Below are 17,927 nucleotides of genomic sequence, written 5' to 3' on the forward strand. Positions count from 1 at the left end.
CCATGCCCAGCGCCTCATCGCTTTATGCTGCAATAGATTTAGGATCTAACAGCTTTCATATGCTGGTGGTGCGCGAGGTGGCGGGCAGTATCCAGACCGTTGCGCGTATCAAACGCAAAGTCCGCCTGGCGGCCGGTCTGGACAGCGACAGCCGCCTCTCTGACGAGGCAATGGCGCGCGGCTGGCAGTGCCTGGCGCTGTTTTCGGAACAGCTACAGGATATTCCCACGGACCAAATCCGCGTGGTCGCTACGGCGACGCTGCGGCTGGCCGCCAACGCAGAGGCTTTTCTTTCCAGGGCGCAGAACATTCTGGGCTGCGCCATCAATGTGATCAGCGGCGAGGAAGAAGCCTGTCTGATCTATCAGGGCGTGGCGCACACCACCGGCGGCTCCGATAAGCGGCTGGTGGTCGATATTGGCGGCGGCAGCACCGAGCTGGTTACCGGCAGCGGTGCACAGCCCGGCGCTCTGTTCAGCCTGTCGATGGGCTGCGTCACCTGGCTGGAGCGTTATTTCGGCGACCGCCACCTCGGTAAAGATAATTTTGCCGCGGCGGAACAGGCAGCAAGCGACATGATCCGACCGGTTGCCTCAAAACTGCGCGAGCAGGGCTGGGAAATTTGCGTCGGCGCCTCCGGCACCGTGCAGGCGCTACAGGAAATCATGATGGCGCAGGGCATGGACGAACGCATTACGCTTGCCAAGCTCCAGCAGCTGAAACAGCGCGCCATTCAGTGCGGCAAGCTGGAAGAGCTGGAAATCGAAGGACTGACGCTGGAGCGCGCGCTGGTTTTCCCCAGCGGCCTCTCTATTCTGATCGCCATCTTCACCGAGCTGAACATCAGCAGCATGACGCTGGCCGGTGGCGCGCTGCGCGAAGGGCTGGTATACGGAATGCTCGGGCTGCCGGTCGATCGGGATATCCGTAGCCGTACCCTGCATAACATTCAGCGTCGTTTCGTGATTGATGCCGAACAGGCGGAACGCGTGCGCGCCCTGGCGGAGAGCTTTGGCCGTCAGGTCAGCCACAGCTGGAAGCTGGATGAACGCTGTCGGGAGCTGCTCAACAGCGCCTGCCTGATCCATGAAATCGGCCTCAGCGTCGATTTTAAACAGGCGCCGCAGCACGCTGCCTATCTGGTTCGCCATCTCGATCTGCCGGGCTTTACTCCGGCGCAGAAAAAGCTGCTGGCCACGCTGCTGCAAAACCAGGTCAACGGAATCGACCTGGCGCTGCTCAGCCAGCAAAACGCCGTACCGCCGCGCATGGCGGAAAGAATGTGCCGGCTGCTGCGGCTGGCGATTATTTTCGCCAGCCGTCGCCGTGACGATACGCTGCCTGCCGTGCGGCTCCATGCCGATGACGACGCGCTACAGCTGACGTTGCCGAACGGCTGGCTGGAAGCGCATCCGCTGCGGGCAGAACTGCTGGAGCAGGAAAGCCGCTGGCAGAGCTATGTGCACTGGCCGCTGACCGTCAGCTAAAGAATAAGGGGACAGCTTGCGTCCCCTTGCTTCACCCGCCAAAAGCCTATCCGGTGTTTTTTGCCTTATCCAGCATCGCCCGCAGTCCCGCTACGCGGCTTTGCCCGGTCTGCATCCGCTGTTCCGGGCTGACCACCTTGCGTTCCGTTTCCCAGTTGAGATCGTCCTGCGGCAGCTCCAGCAGAAAGCGGCTTGGCTCCGGACGGATCACTTCGCCATACTGACGGCGTTCGCGACACAGCGTAAAGGTCAGCTCTTTTTGCGCACGCGTGATGCCGACGTAGGCCAGCCGACGCTCCTCTTCCACATTGTTTTCATCAATGCTGCTCTGATGGGGCAACAGCCCTTCCTCCATGCCGACCAGATAAACATAGGGAAACTCCAGCCCTTTCGAAGCGTGCAGCGTCATCAGCTGTACCTGGTCCGCCTCTTCTTCGCTTTCGCCGCGCTCCATCATGTCGCGTAACGTAAAGCGGGTCACCACCTGCGTCAGCGTCATCGGCTCGTCGATATCGCTGCCTTCCAGCATTTCGGTCATCCACTGGAACAGCGTATTGACGTTTTTCATGCGCATTTCGGCGGCTTTTGGACTGGCGGAGGTTTCAAACAGCCAGCTTTCATAATCAATGCCGCGGATCAAATCCCGCACGGCGGCCACCGGCTCCCGCTCCGCCAGCTGCGCGACTTCCTGCAGCCAGAAAGTGAAGCGCTGTAGCGATTCCAGCCCGCGCCCGGCCAGCGTCTGGCCCAGCCCCATATCAAAACTGGCGGTGAACAGGCTTTTATTACGCTGCATCGCCCATTCGCCCAGCTTGCGCAGCGTGGTGGGGCCAATTTCACGCCGTGGCGTATTAACGATGCGCATAAAGGCGCTGTCGTCGTCAGGATTGGTCAACACGCGCAGATAGGCGAGCAGATCTTTGATTTCCGGCCGCGAAAAGAACGAGGTGCCGCCGGAGATGCGATAAGGAATGCGGTTCTGCATCAGCATTTTTTCAAAGACGCGCGACTGATGATTGCCGCGATAGAGAATGGCGTAATCTTTGTACTGCGTCCTGTTGATAAAATGGTGCGCTATCAGCTCGCCCGTCACGCGCTCGGCCTCGTGGTCCTCGTGATTGGCCGTCACCACTTTCAGCTCCGCGCCATAGCCCAGCTCTGAGAACAGGCGTTTTTCAAACACGTGCGGGTTATTGGCGATCAAAATATTGGCCGCTTTCAGGATACGTTCGGAGGAACGGTAGTTCTGCTCCAGCTTGATAACCTGTAACGCCGGAAAATCCTCTTTCAGCAGCACCAGGTTCTGCGGTCTTGCGCCTCGCCAGGAGTAGATTGACTGATCGTCGTCGCCCACCACCGTGAAACGCGCGCGCGCACCGACCAACAGCTTCACCAGCTCGTACTGGCTGGTGTTGGTATCCTGATACTCATCCACCAGCAGGTAGCGGATACGCTGCTGCCAGCGCTCGCGCACTTCCAGATTGCGCTGAAACAACAGCGTCGGCAGCAGGATCAGGTCATCAAAATCCAGCACGTTGCAGGCTTTCAGATGCCGATCGTAAAGGCTGTAACAGTGAGCAAAAATTTTGTCGCGCTCGGATTGCGCCGCCGCCGCCGCGCGCGCAGGATCCAGCAGATCGTTTTTCCAGTTCGAGATCGTAGAGATCAGCTGTTGCAGCAGATTTTTATCGTTTTCCAGCCACTCTTCGGTCAGCTCTTTCAGCAGCGCCAGCTGATCCTGATCGTCAAACAGTGAAAAGTTGGACTTCATGCCCAATGCGGCGTATTCGCGTTTGATAATTTCCAGACCCAGCGTATGGAAAGTGGAAATCATCAGGCCACGCGCCTCTTTGCGGCCCAGCGTTTGCGCCACGCGTTCTTTCATCTCGCGCGAGGCTTTATTGGTAAAGGTCACCGCCGCAATATGGCGAGCCTGATAGCCGCATTCGCGGATCAGATGGGCAATTTTGTTGGTGATCACGCGCGTTTTGCCCGAGCCGGCGCCGGCCAGCACCAGACAGGGCCCGGTGACGAATTCGACGGCGTGTTGCTGACCAGGATTAAGACGCATAGGGGTTTACTCGATGAAATGACAGAGGGAAAGAAATCACAGCGTGGTAGTATAGCCAGCAGCATCCATACGACTCAAGGTACGATCATGGCAAAAACCGCAGCAGCACTCCATATCCTTGTAAAGGAAGAGAAACTGGCTCAGGACCTTCTGGCACAGCTGGAACAGGGCGCAGATTTTGAAAAACTGGCGAAAAAGCACTCTATCTGTCCGTCAGGCAAAAAAGGCGGCCACTTAGGCGAGTTCAAACAGGGCGCGATGGTGCCGGCTTTCGATAAAGTGGTGTTCTCCTGCCCGCTTATCACGCCTTACGGCCCGCTGCACACGCAGTTCGGCTATCACATCATCAAGGTGCTGTACCGCAACTAAGCGGCCCTGCCTGTGCAACAGCTTCCGCTGGCCGTCGTGCTTGCGGAAGCTGTTTTTGCTTCCTCTTCCTTCCGCGTTCCCCTTCTTTCTCGCGCTTGCTTACCCTCGTGGCACTAATAGCGGCCAGCTCACGATAAACCAGGCCGGACTCACAGACTCCGTTGCGCCAGTCATGGCAGGATAAGCCGGATAATTAACTCATGGAGAGAGATATGCATTCGTTATTGCAGGCTTTAAAGACAAGGGAAGCTGTCTGGACGCAGTTTCGCCGCGATTTGCACCAGCATCCGGAAACGGGATTTGAAGAGCAGCGTACCAGCGAGCGAGTGGCGGCAAAGCTGCGGGAGTTTGGCTACAGCGTGCATCAGGGAATGGCAAAAACCGGCGTGGTCGCCACGTTAAAAGCAGGCAGCGGCACAAAAACGCTGGGGCTGCGCGCCGATATGGATGCCCTGCCGATGCAGGAAATCAGCGGCAAAAGCTGGTGCAGCAAAACCGCCGGAAAGTTTCACGGCTGCGGTCATGACGGCCATACCGCTATTCTGCTCTGCGCGGCGGAATATCTGGCCCGTCACCGAAACTTTAACGGTACACTCCGGCTGATTTTTCAGCCTGCGGAGGAGTTGTCCGGCGGGGGAAAAGCGATGCTTCGCGACGGCCTGCTGGAAAAATCCCCCTGCGATGCGCTGTTTGGCCTGCATAATATGCCTGGTCTGCCCTGCGGATCCTTCTACTTTAAAAAACATGCCGTGATGGCTTCTTCCGACAGGCTGAATATTATCGTTTCTGGCGCAGGCGCCCATGCCGCTATGCCGGAAAAAGGCGTGGATGCCACTCTGGTCGCCTGCCATATCGCTATAGCCCTCCAGACAATAGTTTCCCGGAACGTGTCGCCTTTCGCCCAGGCGGTGGTCACTATCGGCAGTATCCAGTCCGGCGAAGCGTTCAATATCATCAATGAAAAGGCGGTACTGAAGCTGAGCGTCAGAGCGCTCGATCCTCAGGTGCGCCAGCTATTGCTGCAACGTATTCAGGATATTGCCCGTTTGCAGGCGGAAAGTTTTAACGCCAGCGCGGAGGTGGTGCACGTCAGCGGCAGCCCGGTATTGATCAACAGCGAACAGGAAACCGATTTTGCTATCGGCGTGGCGCGTGAGCTGGTCGACGAGTCGCTGATTTGTACCGATATGCCGCCGCTAATGGGCAGCGAAGATTTTGCTTTTCTGCTGGAGGCCCATCCCCACGGCGCTTACCTGATGGTGGGCGCTGGCGATGGCCCGATGGTGCATAACCCCGGCTACGATTTTAATGACGACATTATCGTGACTGCCGCCGCATTCTGGTGTTTGCTGACGCAGCGCTATCTGCAATAACGGCAGCAGCCACCGGCGGGAGGATAAGATAAGGCGGTAAAAACGCCAAAGGCGCGGCAAATTACCACGCCTTTGGTTATCAGCAGCGCGGTTAGCCCGCTACCGCGATACGTTTCATATCGGTCATATAGCCACGCAGCTTGCGGCCAACGGATTCGATAGGATGGTTGCGGATAGCTTCGTTAACGTCACGCAGCTGCGCGTTATCCACCGTAGTCGTGGTTGCCGTCGCCTTGCCCAGATCGCCCGTTTGTAACGTGCTCATAAACTCTTTCAGCAACGGAACAGCCGCGTAAGAGAACAGATAGTTACCGTATTCGGCAGTGTCGGAGATCACCACGTTCATCTCGTACAGACGCTTACGAGCGATAGTGTTGGCGATCAGCGGCAGCTCGTGCAGCGATTCGTAGTAGGCAGACTCTTCGATAATGCCGGAAGCGACCATGGTTTCAAACGCCAGCTCAACGCCCGCTTTCACCATCGCAATCATCACCACGCCTTCGTCAAAATAATCCTGCTCGGCGATTTTACCTTCAAACTGCGGCGCGGTTTCAAAAGCGGTTTTACCGGTCTCTTCACGCCAGCCCAGCAGTTTTTTGTCGTCGTTGGCCCAGTCGGCCATCATGCCGGAAGAGAATTCGCCGGAGATGATGTCGTCCATGTGCTTCTGGAACAGCGGCGCCATAATGGTTTTCAGCTGTTCAGACAGCTCGAAAGCGCGCAGTTTAGCCGGGTTAGAGAGGCGATCCATCATCAGCGTGATGCCGCCCTGCTTCAGCGCTTCGGTCACGGTTTCCCAGCCGAACTGGATTAATTTTTCCGCGTAGGCCGGATCGGTGCCTTCCGCCACCAGCTTGTCGAAGCACAGCAGCGAACCAGCCTGTAACATGCCGCACAGGATGGTCTGCTCGCCCATCAGGTCGGACTTCACTTCCGCCACGAAGGACGATTCCAGCACGCCCGCGCGATGGCCGCCGGTTGCGGCTGCCCAGGCTTTGGCAATCGCCATGCCTTCGCCTTTTGGATCGTTTTCCGGGTGAACGGCGATGAGCGTAGGCACGCCGAAGCCACGCTTATACTCTTCACGCACTTCCGTACCCGGACATTTTGGCGCAACCATCACGACGGTAATGTCTTTACGGATCTGCTCGCCAACTTCTACGATATTAAAACCGTGCGAGTAGCCCAGCGCCGCGCCGTCTTTCATCAGCGGCTGTACGGCACGCACTACCGAGGTATGCTGTTTGTCCGGCGTCAGGTTTACCACCAGATCCGCCTGTGGGATCAGCTCTTCATAGGTGCCGACTTTAAAACCGTTTTCCGTCGCTTTACGCCAGGAAGCGCGTTTCTCCGCGATGGCTTCCGCGCGCAGCGCATAGGCGATATCCAGCCCGGAATCACGCATATTCAGGCCCTGGTTCAGACCCTGAGCACCACAGCCAACAATCACGACCTTTTTGCCTTTCAGGTAGCTTGCTTCGTCCGCAAATTCATCGCGCGCCATAAAGCGGCATTTACCTAATTGCGCCAGCTGATTGCGCAGGTTCAACGTGTTGAAATAGTTAGCCATGGGAACTCCTGAGGTTGTGTTCGTCTTTTATTTTATCGGTGATGCCGTATCACCCTCTTAATCCCCATCATATGACAGGAAATGTATTGCTTAAATTGATATATTAACAACGTCATATTGCAAATACTGCAACGCTAAAATGAGGCCGCAAGCGCATGGATTTACGCGATCTGAAACTCTTCCTGCATCTGGCCGAAAGCCGTCATTTTGGCCGCAGCGCGCGGGCGATGCACGTCAGCCCTTCTACGCTTTCCCGCCAGATCCAGCGGCTGGAGGAAGACCTGGGCCAGACGCTGTTTCTGCGCGACAACCGCACCGTTACGCTGACCGACGCCGGAGAACAGCTGCGCCAGTTTGCCCAGCAAACGCTGTTGCAATATCAGCAGCTGCGTCACGCCATTGGCCAGCACGGCCCGTCGCTGAGCGGCGAGCTGCGTCTGTTTTGCTCGGTAACGGCGGCCTATAGCCATCTGCCGCCGATCCTCGATCGCTTTCGCGCTGAACACCCGCTGGTGGAGATCAAACTGACCACCGGCGATCCTGCCGACGCAGTGGATAAGGTGCAGAGCGCCGAAGCCGATATCGCCATCGCCGGACGGCCGGAAACGCTGCCCGCCAGCATTGGCTTTACGACCTTAGGCCCGATCCCGCTGGTGCTGATCGCGCCCGCGCTGCCTTGTCCGGTTCGTAGCCAGGCCAGCCAGCCGGAACCGGACTGGCCGCAGATCCCGTTTATCCTGCCCGACCAGGGGCCAACCCGACAGCGTATCGATCTCTGGTTCCGTCGCCGCCGCATCGCCAGTCCGTTGATTTACGCCACCGTGGCGGGGCATGAGGCTATCGTCTCGATGGTGGCGCTGGGCTGCGGCGTGGCGCTGATCCCGGACGTGGTGCTGGAGAACAGCCCGGAGCCGATCCGTAACCGTATTCTGGAACTGGAAAATATTGATATTGTCGCGCCGCTGGAGCTGGGCGTCTGCGTACAGAAAAAGCGGCTCAACGAGCCGCTGATTGATGCGTTCTGGAGCCTGCTTTAGCCCGCCAGGAAGAAGCTGAAGGCCGGGTTATGGGTTTCGTCATGACAATCATAGCCCAGAGCCGCCAGATGTTCTTCAAACTGCGGTTCGTTCTCGCCCAGCTCGAATCCCGCCAGCACGCGTCCATAGTCCGTACCGTGGCTGCGATAGTGAAACAGCGAAATATTCCAGTGGGTGCCCAGGGTCTGCAAAAAGCGCAGCAGCGCGCCGGGCGCTTCCGGGAACTCAAAGCTGTAAAGCCGTTCTTTAAGCGGCTTTGACGGGCGACCGCCGACCATATAGCGCACGTGCAGCTTCGCCATTTCATCGTCGGAGAGATCCACCACCTTATAACCGCCTTCGTTCAGCAGCTGCAGGATTTCATGTCGCTCTTCCAGACCGCGCGTCAGCCGCACGCCGACAAAAATGCAGGCGTTGTCCGGGTCCGCGAAGCGGTAGTTAAACTCGGTAACGGCGCGTCCGCCCAGCAGCTGGCAGAACTTCAAAAAACTGCCCTTTTGCTCGGGGATCGTAACCGCCAGCAGCGCCTCACGCTGTTCCCCCAGCTCGCAGCGTTCGGAAACGTAGCGCAGGCCGTGAAAATTGACGTTGGCGCCGGAAAGAACATGCGCCAGCCGCTCGCCTTTGATCTGATGCTGCTGGATATATTTTTTCATGCCCGCCAGCGCCAGCGCGCCGGAAGGCTCCGCGACGGCACGCACGTCTTCAAACAGATCCTTCATCGCCGCGCAGATAGCATCGCTGTCCACGGTGATAATGTCGTCAAGATATTCCTGGCACAGCCGGAAGGTTTCGCTGCCGATCCGCTTCACCGCCACGCCTTCGGCAAACAGCCCGACGCGCGGCAGATCGACCGGCTCGCCCGCTTCCAGCGCCGCTTTCAGACAGGCGGAGTCTTCCGCTTCCACCGCAATGACCTTGATCTGCGGCATCAGCTGTTTGATCAGCACCGCCACCCCAGCCGCCAGGCCGCCGCCGCCAACGGGCACAAAAATACGGTCGAGATGCGCATCCTGTTGCAGCAGCTCCATCGCCAGCGTGCCCTGTCCGGCAATCACCATCGGATGGTCGAACGGCGGCACAAAGGTGTAGCCCTTTTGTGCCGCCAGCTCCAGCGCCTTCGCTTTCGCTTCGTCAAAATTCGCGCCAAACAGGTAAGCCTCACCGCCAAACGCCCGCACGGCCTCTACTTTGATATCAGCCGTCGCTACCGGCATGACGATCAGAGATTTAATCCCCAACCGGGTCGCCGATAGCGCTACGCCCTGGGCATGATTGCCCGCCGAAGCGGTCACCACGCCGCTGGCCTTTTGCTCCTCGTTAAGCGAAGCGATCATCGCGTAGGCGCCGCGCACTTTGAAGCTGTGCACCGGCTGACGATCTTCGCGTTTAACCAGTACCGTATTACCAAGACGAGAGGAGATTTTCTCCATCTTTTGTAGGGGCGTGACCTGCGCAACTTCGTAAACCGGCGCACGGAGTACCGCTCGCAGATACTCCGCGCCGCAAGGCTCGGCGGATAACGGTTGAGACTCAGCCATGTTTTAGCCTCCCAGCTTGCTTTTGTCGCGTACTGCGCCTTTGTCCGCACTGGTCGCCAGTAAAGCGTAGGCGCGCAGAGCAAAGGAAACCTGACGTTCGCGGTTATGAGGCGTATAGGCCGCGTCGCCGCGCGCCTCTTCCTCTTCACGACGCGCGTGCAGTTCGTTGTCCGGCACATCCAGTTTGATGCCGCGATTCGGAATATCGATATCAATCATGTCGCCGTCTTTCACCAGCGCGATGGTGCCGCCGCTGGCTGCTTCCGGCGAAGCGTGACCGATAGAAAGCCCTGAGGTGCCGCCAGAGAAACGGCCATCGGTGATCAGCGCGCAGCTTTTGCCCAGCCCCATCGATTTCAGGTAGGTGGTCGGATAAAGCATTTCCTGCATTCCCGGCCCGCCTTTCGGCCCTTCGTAGCGGATCACCACCACGTCGCCCGCCACGACTTTGCCGCCGAGGATGGCCGCTACCGCATCGTCCTGACTTTCGTAGACTTTGGCCGGGCCGCGGAAGGTGTGGCTCTCTTTTTCTACGCCAGCGGTTTTCACGATACAGCCATCTTCTGCCAGATTGCCATACAGCACGGCAAGGCCGCCGTCCTGGCTGAAGGCATGTTCACGGGAGCGGATGCAGCCTTCCTGACGGTCATCGTCCAGCGTTTCCCAGCGCGTATCCTGTGAGAACGCCTGGGTGGTGCGGATCCCGGCCGGGCCGGCGCGGAACATTTTTTTCACCGCCTCGTCTTTGGTCAGCATGATGTCGTACTGTTGCAGCGTTTCCTGCAGGCTCAGGCCCAGCACGTTGCGCACGCTGTTATCCATCAGGCCCGCCCGATCCAGCTCGCCCAGAATGCCGATGACGCCACCAGCGCGGTGTACGTCTTCCATATGGTATTTCGGGGTGCTTGGTGCAACCTTACAGAGATGCGGCACCTTGCGGGAAAGCCGATCGATATCGGAGATATTAAAATCGATTTCGCCTTCCTGCGCGGCGGCCAGCAGGTGCAGAACGGTATTGGTCGAGCCGCCCATCGCGATATCCAGCGTCATCGCGTTTTCAAAGGCGGCCTTGCTGGCGATATTACGCGGCAGCACGCTTTCGTCATCCTGCTCGTAGTAGCGTTTCGCCAGGCCAACGATGCGTTCGCCTGCCTTCAGGAACAGCGCCTTACGATCGGCATGGGTTGCCAGCAGCGAGCCGTTGCCCGGCTGCGACAGGCCCAGCGCCTCCGTCAGACAGTTCATTGAGTTAGCGGTAAACATGCCGGAGCAGGAACCGCAGGTCGGACAGGCTGACCGTTCGATTTTATCGCTGTCTTCGTCGCTGACGTTCGGGTTAGCGCCCTGGATCATCGCATCAACCAGATCCAGCTTGATGATCTTATCGGAAAGTTTGGTTTTCCCGGCTTCCATCGGGCCGCCGGAAACAAAGATCACCGGAATATTCAGGCGCAGGGAAGCCATCAGCATTCCCGGCGTGATTTTGTCGCAGTTAGAGATACAGACCATGGCGTCCGCGCAGTGGGCGTTGACCATGTATTCGACCGAGTCGGCGATCAGCTCGCGCGAAGGCAGAGAGTAAAGCATACCGCCGTGCCCCATCGCGATGCCATCATCGACAGCGATAGTGTTGAACTCTTTGGCGACGCCGCCGGAAGCTTCAATCTGTTCGGCAACCAGTTTGCCCAGGTCGCGTAAATGTACGTGCCCCGGTACGAACTGCGTAAAGGAGTTGACCACGGCAATGATAGGCTTGCCAAAATCGTCGTCGGTCATACCCGTGGCGCGCCACAGCGCGCGGGCACCGGCCATATTACGGCCATGAGTGGTGGTGGCGGAACGGTACTTAGGCATGCTCATACTCCAGAATCAGATGATACACGGGCGTCAAACGACGCCCGTAAAATGTCATTGTTGTGGGTTGACCGGATCCAGCCAGCCCCACTTGTCTTCGGTTTCGCCGGTAAACAGCCCAAAGAAAGCGGACTGGATGCGGGTGGTGATCGGGCCGCGTTTGCCTTCGCCAACCTGAATGCCGTCCACGCTGCGTACCGGAGTGATTTCCGCCGCCGTACCGGACATAAAGATTTCGTCGGCCAGATAGAGCGATTCGCGGGAAAGCACCTGCTCGCGTACCTCAATGCCCATCTCTTTCGCCAGTTTGATGATGGCGTCGCGCGTAATGCCCGGCAGCGCGGAGGAGGTAAACGGCGGCGTAAACAGGATGCCGTCTTTCACTTCAAACAGGTTCTCGCCGGCGCCTTCAGAGATATAGCCCTGGGTATCCAGCGCGATGCCTTCCTGATAGCCGTGACGGCGCGCTTCACTGCCCACCAGCAGAGAGGAAAGGTAGTTGCCGCCCGCTTTCGCTGCGGTTGGCAGCGTGTTTGGCGCCACGCGGTTCCAGGAGGAAACCATCGCATCAATACCCTGCTCCAGCGCTTCCGGGCCCAGGTAAGCGCCCCACGGGAAGGCGGCAATGATCACATCGGTGCTGTAGCCGTCCGGCGGGTTCACGCCCAGGCCCACGTCGCCGACGAAAACCAGCGGGCGAATATAAGCGCTGGTCAGCTTGTTGACGCGCAGCACTTCGCGGCAGGCTTCCATGAGCTCATCAACGCTCTGGCTGACCGGAAAGCGATAGATCTTTGCAGAGTCGTGCAGACGCTGCATATGTTCACGATGGCGGAAGACTACCGGGCCTTTGTGCGAGTCATAGCAGCGGACGCCTTCAAATACGGAGGTGCCGTAGTGCAGCGCGTGGGACATGACGCTAACTTTCGCCTCTTCCCACTTCACCATCTCGCCATTGAACCAGATAAAGTCAGCTTTCTTCGTCATTCTTCTTTCCTTTTCGCGCTCAGGCGCGGATTTGTTGTGTTGTCTGGTGTTGGATGTGAACGGTGGCAACATCCATCAACTTGCTTAACTGTGTTGACAGTAAATCGACCGGGCGCTGGCTGGCAACGGTCATGGCAATATTTATGCTGTCGCTATTTTCGCCGGAAGACATATTCATTGCGCAAACCTGAAAGCCGCGATGGCGAACAACGCGCAGGATGCGTTCCAGGATTTCAGGGCGCAGGCGCGCCTCTATGGATAACTGATGCTGCATCATGAGGTTTTCTCCATCATATTTTCGTTGCTGGCACCCGGCGGCACCAGCGGCCAGACGTTTTCAAGTTCATCAATGGCGACATGCAGCATGTAAGGCCCTTCGCTGTTCAGCAAAGCGTCTACCGCGGCAGCCACCTGGTCTTTACGGGTAATGCGCTGGCCGGGAATGTCGAAAGCGCGGGCCAGCATCAGGAAATCGGGGTTGTCGGAGAGATTGGTTTCGCTGTAGCGCTCCGAGAAAAACAGCTGCTGCCACTGGCGCACCATGCCCAGACGCTGGTTATCCAGCAAAACGATTTTTACCGGCAGCTGCTTGCGCTTGATGGTGCCCAGCTCCTGTACATTCATCATAAAAGAGCCGTCGCCCGACACGCAGATCACGGTATCTTCCGGTCGGGCGACCTGCGCGCCCACGGCGGCCGGCAGTCCGAAGCCCATCGTGCCGAGACCGCTGGAAGTAATAAAATCTTCCGGCTGGTTAAAGCTCATATGCTGCGCTGTCCACATCTGGTGCTGGCCGACATCGGTGGTAACAACCGCGCTTGCCGGTTTACGATCGGAGAGCTGTTTCAGAAACAGCGGCGCATAGATAGCCTGGCCCGGATGATCGTAACGCCAGCCGTGATCGGCCTTCAGCGCCTGCACGTGCTCGCGCCATGCGCTGATTTCCGTCGGATGATATAAGTCCGGCAGCAGCTTATTGAGGTCGCCTCGCAATCCCACATGCGCCTGGCGCAATTTGTTCAGCTCGGCGGGATCGATATCCATATGGATAACGCTGGCATGAGGAGCAAACGTATCCAGCTTGCCGGTTACGCGATCGTCAAAACGGGCGCCGACGGCAATCAGCAGGTCACATTGCTGGACGGCAAAGTTGGCGGCCTTGGTGCCGTGCATACCCAACATTCCCAGATAACAGGCATCCTGAGGATCCGGCGCGCCCAGGCCTTTCAGCGTGGCGACGGTAGGAATGCCCGTTTCGTGAGCGAACGCACGCAGGGCCTCTACGGCACCGGCCATGCCAACACCGCCGCCCACGTACAAAACCGGTTTCTTAGCCTGAGCCAGCATGGCGCGCGCCTGCGCCAACGCCTGATGAGGATGCGCCGCTTCGTCTTCAACCGCCGCCAGATGGGCTGTCAGCTCGCCGCTGGCTAACTGGATATCTTTAGGGATATCGATCAGCACAGGGCCGGGGCGACCGGAGCGGGCGATGGCGAAAGCTTCGGCCATGATTTCCGGCAGCTCTTCCAGCGAGCCGACCAGGAAGCTGTGTTTGGTACAGGCCAACGACAGGCCGAGCACGTCAATTTCCTGAAAAGCGTCGGTGCCGATCAGGCCGCCGGCAACCTGGCCGGTAATCGCCACCACCGGCACGGAATCCATCATTGCATCAGCCAGCCCGGTGATAAGGTTGGTCGCGCCGGGGCCGGACGTGGCGATGCAAACGCCGACTTTTCCGGTAGAACGGGCATAACCGATGGCGGCCATGGCAGCACCCTGCTCATGTCGGCACAGTAGATGTTCGACGCCGCCATCATAGAGCGCATCATAGACGGGCATAATCGCACCACCCGGATAGCCGAAAACAGTCTCGACTCCCTGCCCACGCAACGCCTGAACCACCCACTGAGCACCATTCATAGTTATTTCCCCGCCTCTCGCTGGGAACAACAGCATTTTATTCTACTGTTCATCTTCTGTTCCTCTGTCGTTGATAGCCTGTCAGCCCTGCCAAAAAAAAACCCCCGGACCTTTCGGTGCGGGGGTTCTTCTGAATTCAGGCTTGATTTTTAAGCCTTTCTTCCTCCGAGCGTAGCCCCGCACGGCGTGATAATAATCACGACGACGTTGATAATGACAAGGCTTAGGACTCGTAGAAGGGCTTTCATTTAGATTCGATAAATTCACTTGTTCGAAGTAATGCCTACAGAGTTATCACAGTTAGCGCGATGCATTCAACTTTTTTCATCACTTTATTTTATGATGGCCGCCGCGATTAATAAAAAACCAACCGTTAATCAAGGAATAAGCTAAATCCTGAAAATTATTCATTACGTACCAGACGCAATGGCTTTGCCCTGTTTTTATGGGTCGCGTCGAATTTTTATAAAGGCTCCGGGAAGCGATATTTTTTGCGAGCCGCTTCGATAAGCGGAATATCGGCTCTCGTCACCCGTCAGGAAGCAGGACAGAATACGACCATAAGGAGTTTTTATGTCGCTATCTGTTACCTATACGCGTGCGGCTATCGGCGTGGAAGCGCCTCTGGTAACCGTTGAAGTGCATTTAAGTAATGGCCTGCCTGCTCTGACGCTGGTCGGCCTGCCGGAAACCACGGTTAAGGAAGCGCGTGAACGTGTCCGGAGCGCGCTGATAAACTGCGGCTTCACCTTTCCCGCGCGACGCATTACCGTGAATCTTGCGCCAGCCGATCTGCCCAAAGAAGGCGGCCGATACGATCTCCCTATCGCCATAGCGATTTTGGCGGCCTCAGAGCAAATTTGCGGAGAAAAACTGGGGCAGTATGAGTTACTGGGAGAATTAGCATTGACGGGTGCTCTGCGAGGCGTACAGGCTGCTATTCCTGCTGCCATGGCGGCGGCAGAGGCGAAGCGGACGCTGATCCTCTCCACGGACAACGGTCATGAGGCCAGCCTTGTAAAACATGCGCATAGCCGTCTTGCGAATAGCCTGCTTGACGTATGCGCTTATTTAAATGGACAGGCGGATCTCCAGCAGGCCAGCTATGCTCCCACCGACATCATTATGCCCGCCGAGGATTTAAGCGAGGTCATCGGCCAGCAGCAGGCTAAAAGAGCGCTGGAGATCGCCGCTGCCGGTGGTCATAACCTGCTGCTGATTGGCCCGCCCGGCACGGGCAAGACGATGCTGGCGACCCGTCTTGCAGGTTTGCTGCCGCCGCTGAGCGATCGGGAAGCGCTGGAGAGCGCCGCTATCGCCAGCGTGGCGGGTTCGTCGCTGGCTGACCACCCATGGCGTCAGCGACCTTTCCGGGCGCCGCATCATACCTCTTCGCGCTATGCGCTGGTTGGCGGCGGCACCTTGCCTAAACCCGGTGAGATCTCCCTGGCGCATAACGGCGTACTGTTTCTTGATGAACTGCCGGAGTTTGAACGCAGGACGCTGGATGCCCTGCGAGAGCCTGTCGAGTCGGGAAGTATTTCCCTGTCGCGCGCTAAAGCAAAGGTCATCTATCCGGCACGATTTCAGCTGGTGGCTGCCATGAATCCCAGCCCTACCGGTCAGCATGGCGTAAAGCACAACCGCAGCACCCCTCAACAGACGCTGCGCTATCTCAGCCGTCTTTCCGGTCCGTTCCTCGATCGTTTCGACCTCTCGCTGGAAGTCCCCCTCCTGCCGCCCGGCACATTAAGCCAGGCTTCCGTCAGCGAATCCAGCGCAACGGTGCGTCAGCGGGTTCTGGCCGCCAGAAACGTTCAGCTAACGCGGGCCAGAGCGATTAACGGGAAGTTAACGCCAGGCGATATACGGCGATTTTGTGAAATAAGCAAAGAGGATGCGAGCTGGCTGGAAGAGGTGCTTAATCAGCTGGGACTTTCCGTTCGCGCCTGGCAGCGCATTTTGAAAGTAGCCCGAACCATTGCTGATTTAGCGGAAAAAGAGAGTATTAAACGGGAGCATTTACTTGAAGCATTAAGCTATCGGGCAATGGACAGATTGCTGGTTCATCTGCTTAACAGTCTGGAATAGGTTTTTATCTTGCAAAAAAGCGTTTATCGCTGACAATAAAGGGGCCGAAGCCCCTTTATCATTAATCATCGCTGTCCGAATAGTCTTCCACGCCTTCCATCTGCGGCTTGCCGCCGGAAAGCGTATGAAAACGCTTTGGACGTTTGATACGCGTCATATACTTTGACCATACCCGTTCTGCTTCGGACTGAGGTTCGCGTACACCACGGCATACCTCAATAAACAGACGCTCTTCTTCCGTTGCGGGTTCACGCTTTGCCAAATCCAGCTCGTTAAAAGCGTAACCATAACGCTCAAGAAGTTGAGCTTCTTTGATAGTGAAATCACCGTGGCGCGAGAAACCGCGTGGGTAATGTTTGTTATCGAAAAAACGATTCGTTGTTGCGAAGCTTTCCGCCATTTTACACGCTCCTAACTCTTTTATGGCCGTGCTATTTATGGCGCGGAGTATTAGATACGCTTGACAGAGTGTAAAACAAAACATTTAAATCATGACGACAAATGATTTTCAGGAGACGGATGTGGATACGGAATTATTAAAGACCTTTCTTGAAGTGAGCAGAACCCGCCACTTTGGACGTGCCGCTGAAGCGCTCTATCTCACGCAATCTGCCGTAAGTTTTCGCATCAGGCAGCTGGAAAATCAGCTGGGCGTTAACCTTTTTACGCGTCACCGTAACAATATCCGTCTGACGTCAGCGGGCGAAAGGCTGCTTCCTTATGCCGAAAGCCTGATGAGCACCTGGATGATGGCCAAAAAAGAGGTCGCGCATACCCAGCAGCATCATGAACTTTCTATCGGTGCCAGCGCTTCTCTTTGGGAAGCTTATCTGACGCCCTGGCTACAAACGCTGTATGAAAATCGGGAAGATTTGCACCTGGAGGCAAGAGTGGCTCAGCGTCATTTGCTGGTTAAACAGCTGCATGAGCGCCAGTTGGATCTGCTAATCACTACGGAAGCGCCTAAAATGGACGAACTGACCAGCCAGCAGATCGGTCATATTTCGCTAACGCTTTATCGATCGCGGCAATCGGAGAAGCGTGAAAAGTATGATTACATCAAGCTGGAATGGGGCGCTGATTTTCATCAGCATGAAAGCTATCTGGCGGGCGCGGACGATGTCCCCGTGCTGACAACAACTTCAGCCCATCTGACGCGTCAGCTACTGCATACCACCGGTGCCTGTGCTTTCTTACCGGATATCTGGCACAGCGAGTATCCCGATTTATCCGTTATCCCGGATACGCCCGTCGCCGTACGCCCGCTTTACGCCGTCTGGCTGCAAAACAGCGATCAGCAGTCACACATCAGACAGTTGCTCAAGTTTCCGGTTAATACGCCTTAGTTTAAGTTTCCGGTCATACGCCCTGATTTAAGTTTCCGGTCATATGCCCTTATTTCAGGGCCTTCAGGACAGAATGGTCAGCTGCTGGCCATTTCCTGACTTTAATATCAAGAGGTAAGGTCGTTTGATATGCAGGGATAAAGGTTAGAATCCGGTGAGAAACAGTACAGACAAGCAGGACAGGCAGGACAGGCAGAACAAGCAGAACAAGCAGAACAAGCAGAACAAGCAGAACAAGCAGAACAAGCAGAACAAGCAGAACAAGCAGAACAAGCAGAACA

General features: G+C 57.0%; 15 protein-coding genes. 6 read left to right on the forward strand and 9 right to left on the reverse strand.

Features of this window, described 5'->3' with window-relative positions:
• Nucleotides 1–2 precede the first annotated feature (2 nt).
• On the forward strand, nucleotides 3–1,487 hold the full coding sequence (gene gppA / locus ACMGEE_RS20115; RefSeq protein WP_253457183.1) for a guanosine-5'-triphosphate,3'-diphosphate diphosphatase: 1,485 nt from the start codon (nucleotides 3–5) through the stop codon (nucleotides 1,485–1,487).
• Nucleotides 1,488–1,533: 46 nt separating this feature from the next.
• Here the strand turns inward: gppA and rep are convergent, their stop codons facing one another.
• Complete coding sequence (rep, locus tag ACMGEE_RS20120; RefSeq protein ID WP_253457181.1) at nucleotides 1,534–3,558, reverse strand: DNA helicase Rep; 2,025 nt, start codon at nucleotides 3,556–3,558, stop codon at nucleotides 1,534–1,536.
• A gap of 87 nt (nucleotides 3,559–3,645) precedes the next feature.
• Between rep and ppiC the strand changes: the two genes are divergently transcribed.
• Both ppiC and ACMGEE_RS20130 read left to right on the forward strand, forming a co-directional pair.
• A complete protein-coding gene (gene ppiC, locus ACMGEE_RS20125) occupies nucleotides 3,646–3,927 on the forward strand; it encodes a peptidylprolyl isomerase PpiC (RefSeq protein ID WP_125290737.1) in 282 nt (93 codons plus the stop codon).
• A gap of 212 nt (nucleotides 3,928–4,139) precedes the next feature.
• Nucleotides 4,140–5,300, forward strand: a complete 1,161-nt coding sequence (locus tag ACMGEE_RS20130; protein WP_436830542.1) for a M20 aminoacylase family protein — start codon at nucleotides 4,140–4,142, stop codon at nucleotides 5,298–5,300.
• A 91-nt stretch (nucleotides 5,301–5,391) separates the two neighbouring features.
• Here the strand turns inward: ACMGEE_RS20130 and ilvC are convergent, their stop codons facing one another.
• Entirely contained in the window at nucleotides 5,392–6,870 is a 1,479-nt protein-coding gene (gene ilvC, locus ACMGEE_RS20135; RefSeq protein ID WP_253457175.1) for a ketol-acid reductoisomerase, read from the reverse strand.
• Nucleotides 6,871–7,025: 155 nt separating this feature from the next.
• On the opposite strand from ilvC, the gene ilvY reads away from it, so the two are divergent.
• Nucleotides 7,026–7,907: an HTH-type transcriptional activator IlvY gene (gene ilvY, locus ACMGEE_RS20140; RefSeq protein ID WP_369896698.1), complete on the forward strand. Its 882-nt coding sequence runs from the start codon at nucleotides 7,026–7,028 to the stop codon at nucleotides 7,905–7,907.
• Here the strand turns inward: ilvY and ilvA are convergent.
• The 6 genes from ilvA to ACMGEE_RS20170 form a co-directional block, all read right to left on the reverse strand.
• Nucleotides 7,904–9,448, reverse strand: coding sequence for a threonine ammonia-lyase, biosynthetic (gene ilvA / locus ACMGEE_RS20145; protein WP_253457172.1), 1,545 nt, complete (start codon nucleotides 9,446–9,448; stop codon nucleotides 7,904–7,906). The two genes, ilvY and ilvA, sit on opposite strands and share 4 nt — an antisense overlap.
• A 3-nt stretch (nucleotides 9,449–9,451) precedes the next feature.
• Nucleotides 9,452–11,302 carry a dihydroxy-acid dehydratase gene (gene ilvD, locus ACMGEE_RS20150; RefSeq protein ID WP_253457170.1) on the reverse strand — a complete coding sequence of 617 codons (1,851 nt, stop codon included), beginning with the start codon at nucleotides 11,300–11,302 and terminating at the stop codon, nucleotides 9,452–9,454.
• A 54-nt stretch (nucleotides 11,303–11,356) separates the two neighbouring features.
• Complete coding sequence (locus ACMGEE_RS20155) at nucleotides 11,357–12,289, reverse strand: branched-chain amino acid transaminase (protein WP_253457167.1); 933 nt, start codon at nucleotides 12,287–12,289, stop codon at nucleotides 11,357–11,359.
• Nucleotides 12,290–12,308: 19 nt separating this feature from the next.
• Nucleotides 12,309–12,566: an acetolactate synthase 2 small subunit gene (gene ilvM, locus ACMGEE_RS20160; protein WP_125290744.1), complete on the reverse strand. Its 258-nt coding sequence runs from the start codon at nucleotides 12,564–12,566 to the stop codon at nucleotides 12,309–12,311.
• Nucleotides 12,563–14,209 (reverse strand): acetolactate synthase 2 catalytic subunit, encoded by a 1,647-nt coding sequence (ilvG, locus tag ACMGEE_RS20165; protein WP_436830543.1) that lies wholly within the window; start codon nucleotides 14,207–14,209, stop codon nucleotides 12,563–12,565. Before ilvG ends, ilvM begins: the two co-directional genes overlap by 4 nt.
• 149 nt (nucleotides 14,210–14,358) lie before the next feature.
• Nucleotides 14,359–14,457 carry an IlvGEDA operon leader peptide gene (locus ACMGEE_RS20170; protein WP_125290746.1) on the reverse strand — a complete coding sequence of 33 codons (99 nt, stop codon included), beginning with the start codon at nucleotides 14,455–14,457 and terminating at the stop codon, nucleotides 14,359–14,361.
• Between the two features lie 325 nt (nucleotides 14,458–14,782).
• Here ACMGEE_RS20170 and ACMGEE_RS20175 point away from each other — a divergent pair, with 325 nt between their 5' ends.
• Nucleotides 14,783–16,300, forward strand: a complete 1,518-nt coding sequence (locus tag ACMGEE_RS20175; protein ID WP_253457161.1) for a YifB family Mg chelatase-like AAA ATPase — start codon at nucleotides 14,783–14,785, stop codon at nucleotides 16,298–16,300.
• Nucleotides 16,301–16,361: 61 nt separating this feature from the next.
• Here the strand turns inward: ACMGEE_RS20175 and ACMGEE_RS20180 are convergent, their stop codons facing one another.
• Nucleotides 16,362–16,700 (reverse strand): MaoP family protein, encoded by a 339-nt coding sequence (locus tag ACMGEE_RS20180; protein ID WP_125290748.1) that lies wholly within the window; start codon nucleotides 16,698–16,700, stop codon nucleotides 16,362–16,364.
• A 121-nt stretch (nucleotides 16,701–16,821) separates the two neighbouring features.
• Here ACMGEE_RS20180 and hdfR point away from each other — a divergent pair, with 121 nt between their 5' ends.
• Nucleotides 16,822–17,646, forward strand: coding sequence for an HTH-type transcriptional regulator HdfR (gene hdfR, locus ACMGEE_RS20185; protein ID WP_253457158.1), 825 nt, complete (start codon nucleotides 16,822–16,824; stop codon nucleotides 17,644–17,646).
• Nucleotides 17,647–17,927: the final 281 nt, after the last annotated feature.

Source organism: Erwinia artemisiae, assembly GCF_051400835.1.
GTDB classification, from domain to species: Bacteria; Pseudomonadota; Gammaproteobacteria; order Enterobacterales; family Enterobacteriaceae; genus Erwinia; species Erwinia aeris.

Bases quoted from the DNA above. Each gene is read 5' to 3' on its own strand.
- ilvD (WP_253457170.1), bottom strand. From the start codon at position 11,302: ATGCCTAAGTACCGTTCCGCCACCACCACTCATGGCCGTAATATGGCC.
- ACMGEE_RS20155 (WP_253457167.1), bottom strand. From the start codon at position 12,289: ATGACGAAGAAAGCTGACTTTATCTGGTTCAATGGCGAGATGGTGAAG.
- ACMGEE_RS20170 (WP_125290746.1), bottom strand. From the start codon at position 14,457: ATGAAAGCCCTTCTACGAGTCCTAAGCCTTGTCATTATCAACGTCGTC.
- ppiC (WP_125290737.1), top strand. From the start codon at position 3,646: ATGGCAAAAACCGCAGCAGCACTCCATATCCTTGTAAAGGAAGAGAAA.
- ilvG (WP_436830543.1), bottom strand. From the start codon at position 14,209: ATGAATGGTGCTCAGTGGGTGGTTCAGGCGTTGCGTGGGCAGGGAGTC.
- ilvC (WP_253457175.1), bottom strand. From the start codon at position 6,870: ATGGCTAACTATTTCAACACGTTGAACCTGCGCAATCAGCTGGCGCAA.
- rep (WP_253457181.1), bottom strand. From the start codon at position 3,558: ATGCGTCTTAATCCTGGTCAGCAACACGCCGTCGAATTCGTCACCGGG.
- ACMGEE_RS20175 (WP_253457161.1), top strand. From the start codon at position 14,783: ATGTCGCTATCTGTTACCTATACGCGTGCGGCTATCGGCGTGGAAGCG.
- ilvY (WP_369896698.1), top strand. From the start codon at position 7,026: ATGGATTTACGCGATCTGAAACTCTTCCTGCATCTGGCCGAAAGCCGT.
- gppA (WP_253457183.1), top strand. From the start codon at position 3: ATGCCCAGCGCCTCATCGCTTTATGCTGCAATAGATTTAGGATCTAAC.
- ACMGEE_RS20130 (WP_436830542.1), top strand. From the start codon at position 4,140: ATGCATTCGTTATTGCAGGCTTTAAAGACAAGGGAAGCTGTCTGGACG.
- ilvM (WP_125290744.1), bottom strand. From the start codon at position 12,566: ATGATGCAGCATCAGTTATCCATAGAGGCGCGCCTGCGCCCTGAAATC.
- ACMGEE_RS20180 (WP_125290748.1), bottom strand. From the start codon at position 16,700: ATGGCGGAAAGCTTCGCAACAACGAATCGTTTTTTCGATAACAAACAT.
- ilvA (WP_253457172.1), bottom strand. From the start codon at position 9,448: ATGGCTGAGTCTCAACCGTTATCCGCCGAGCCTTGCGGCGCGGAGTAT.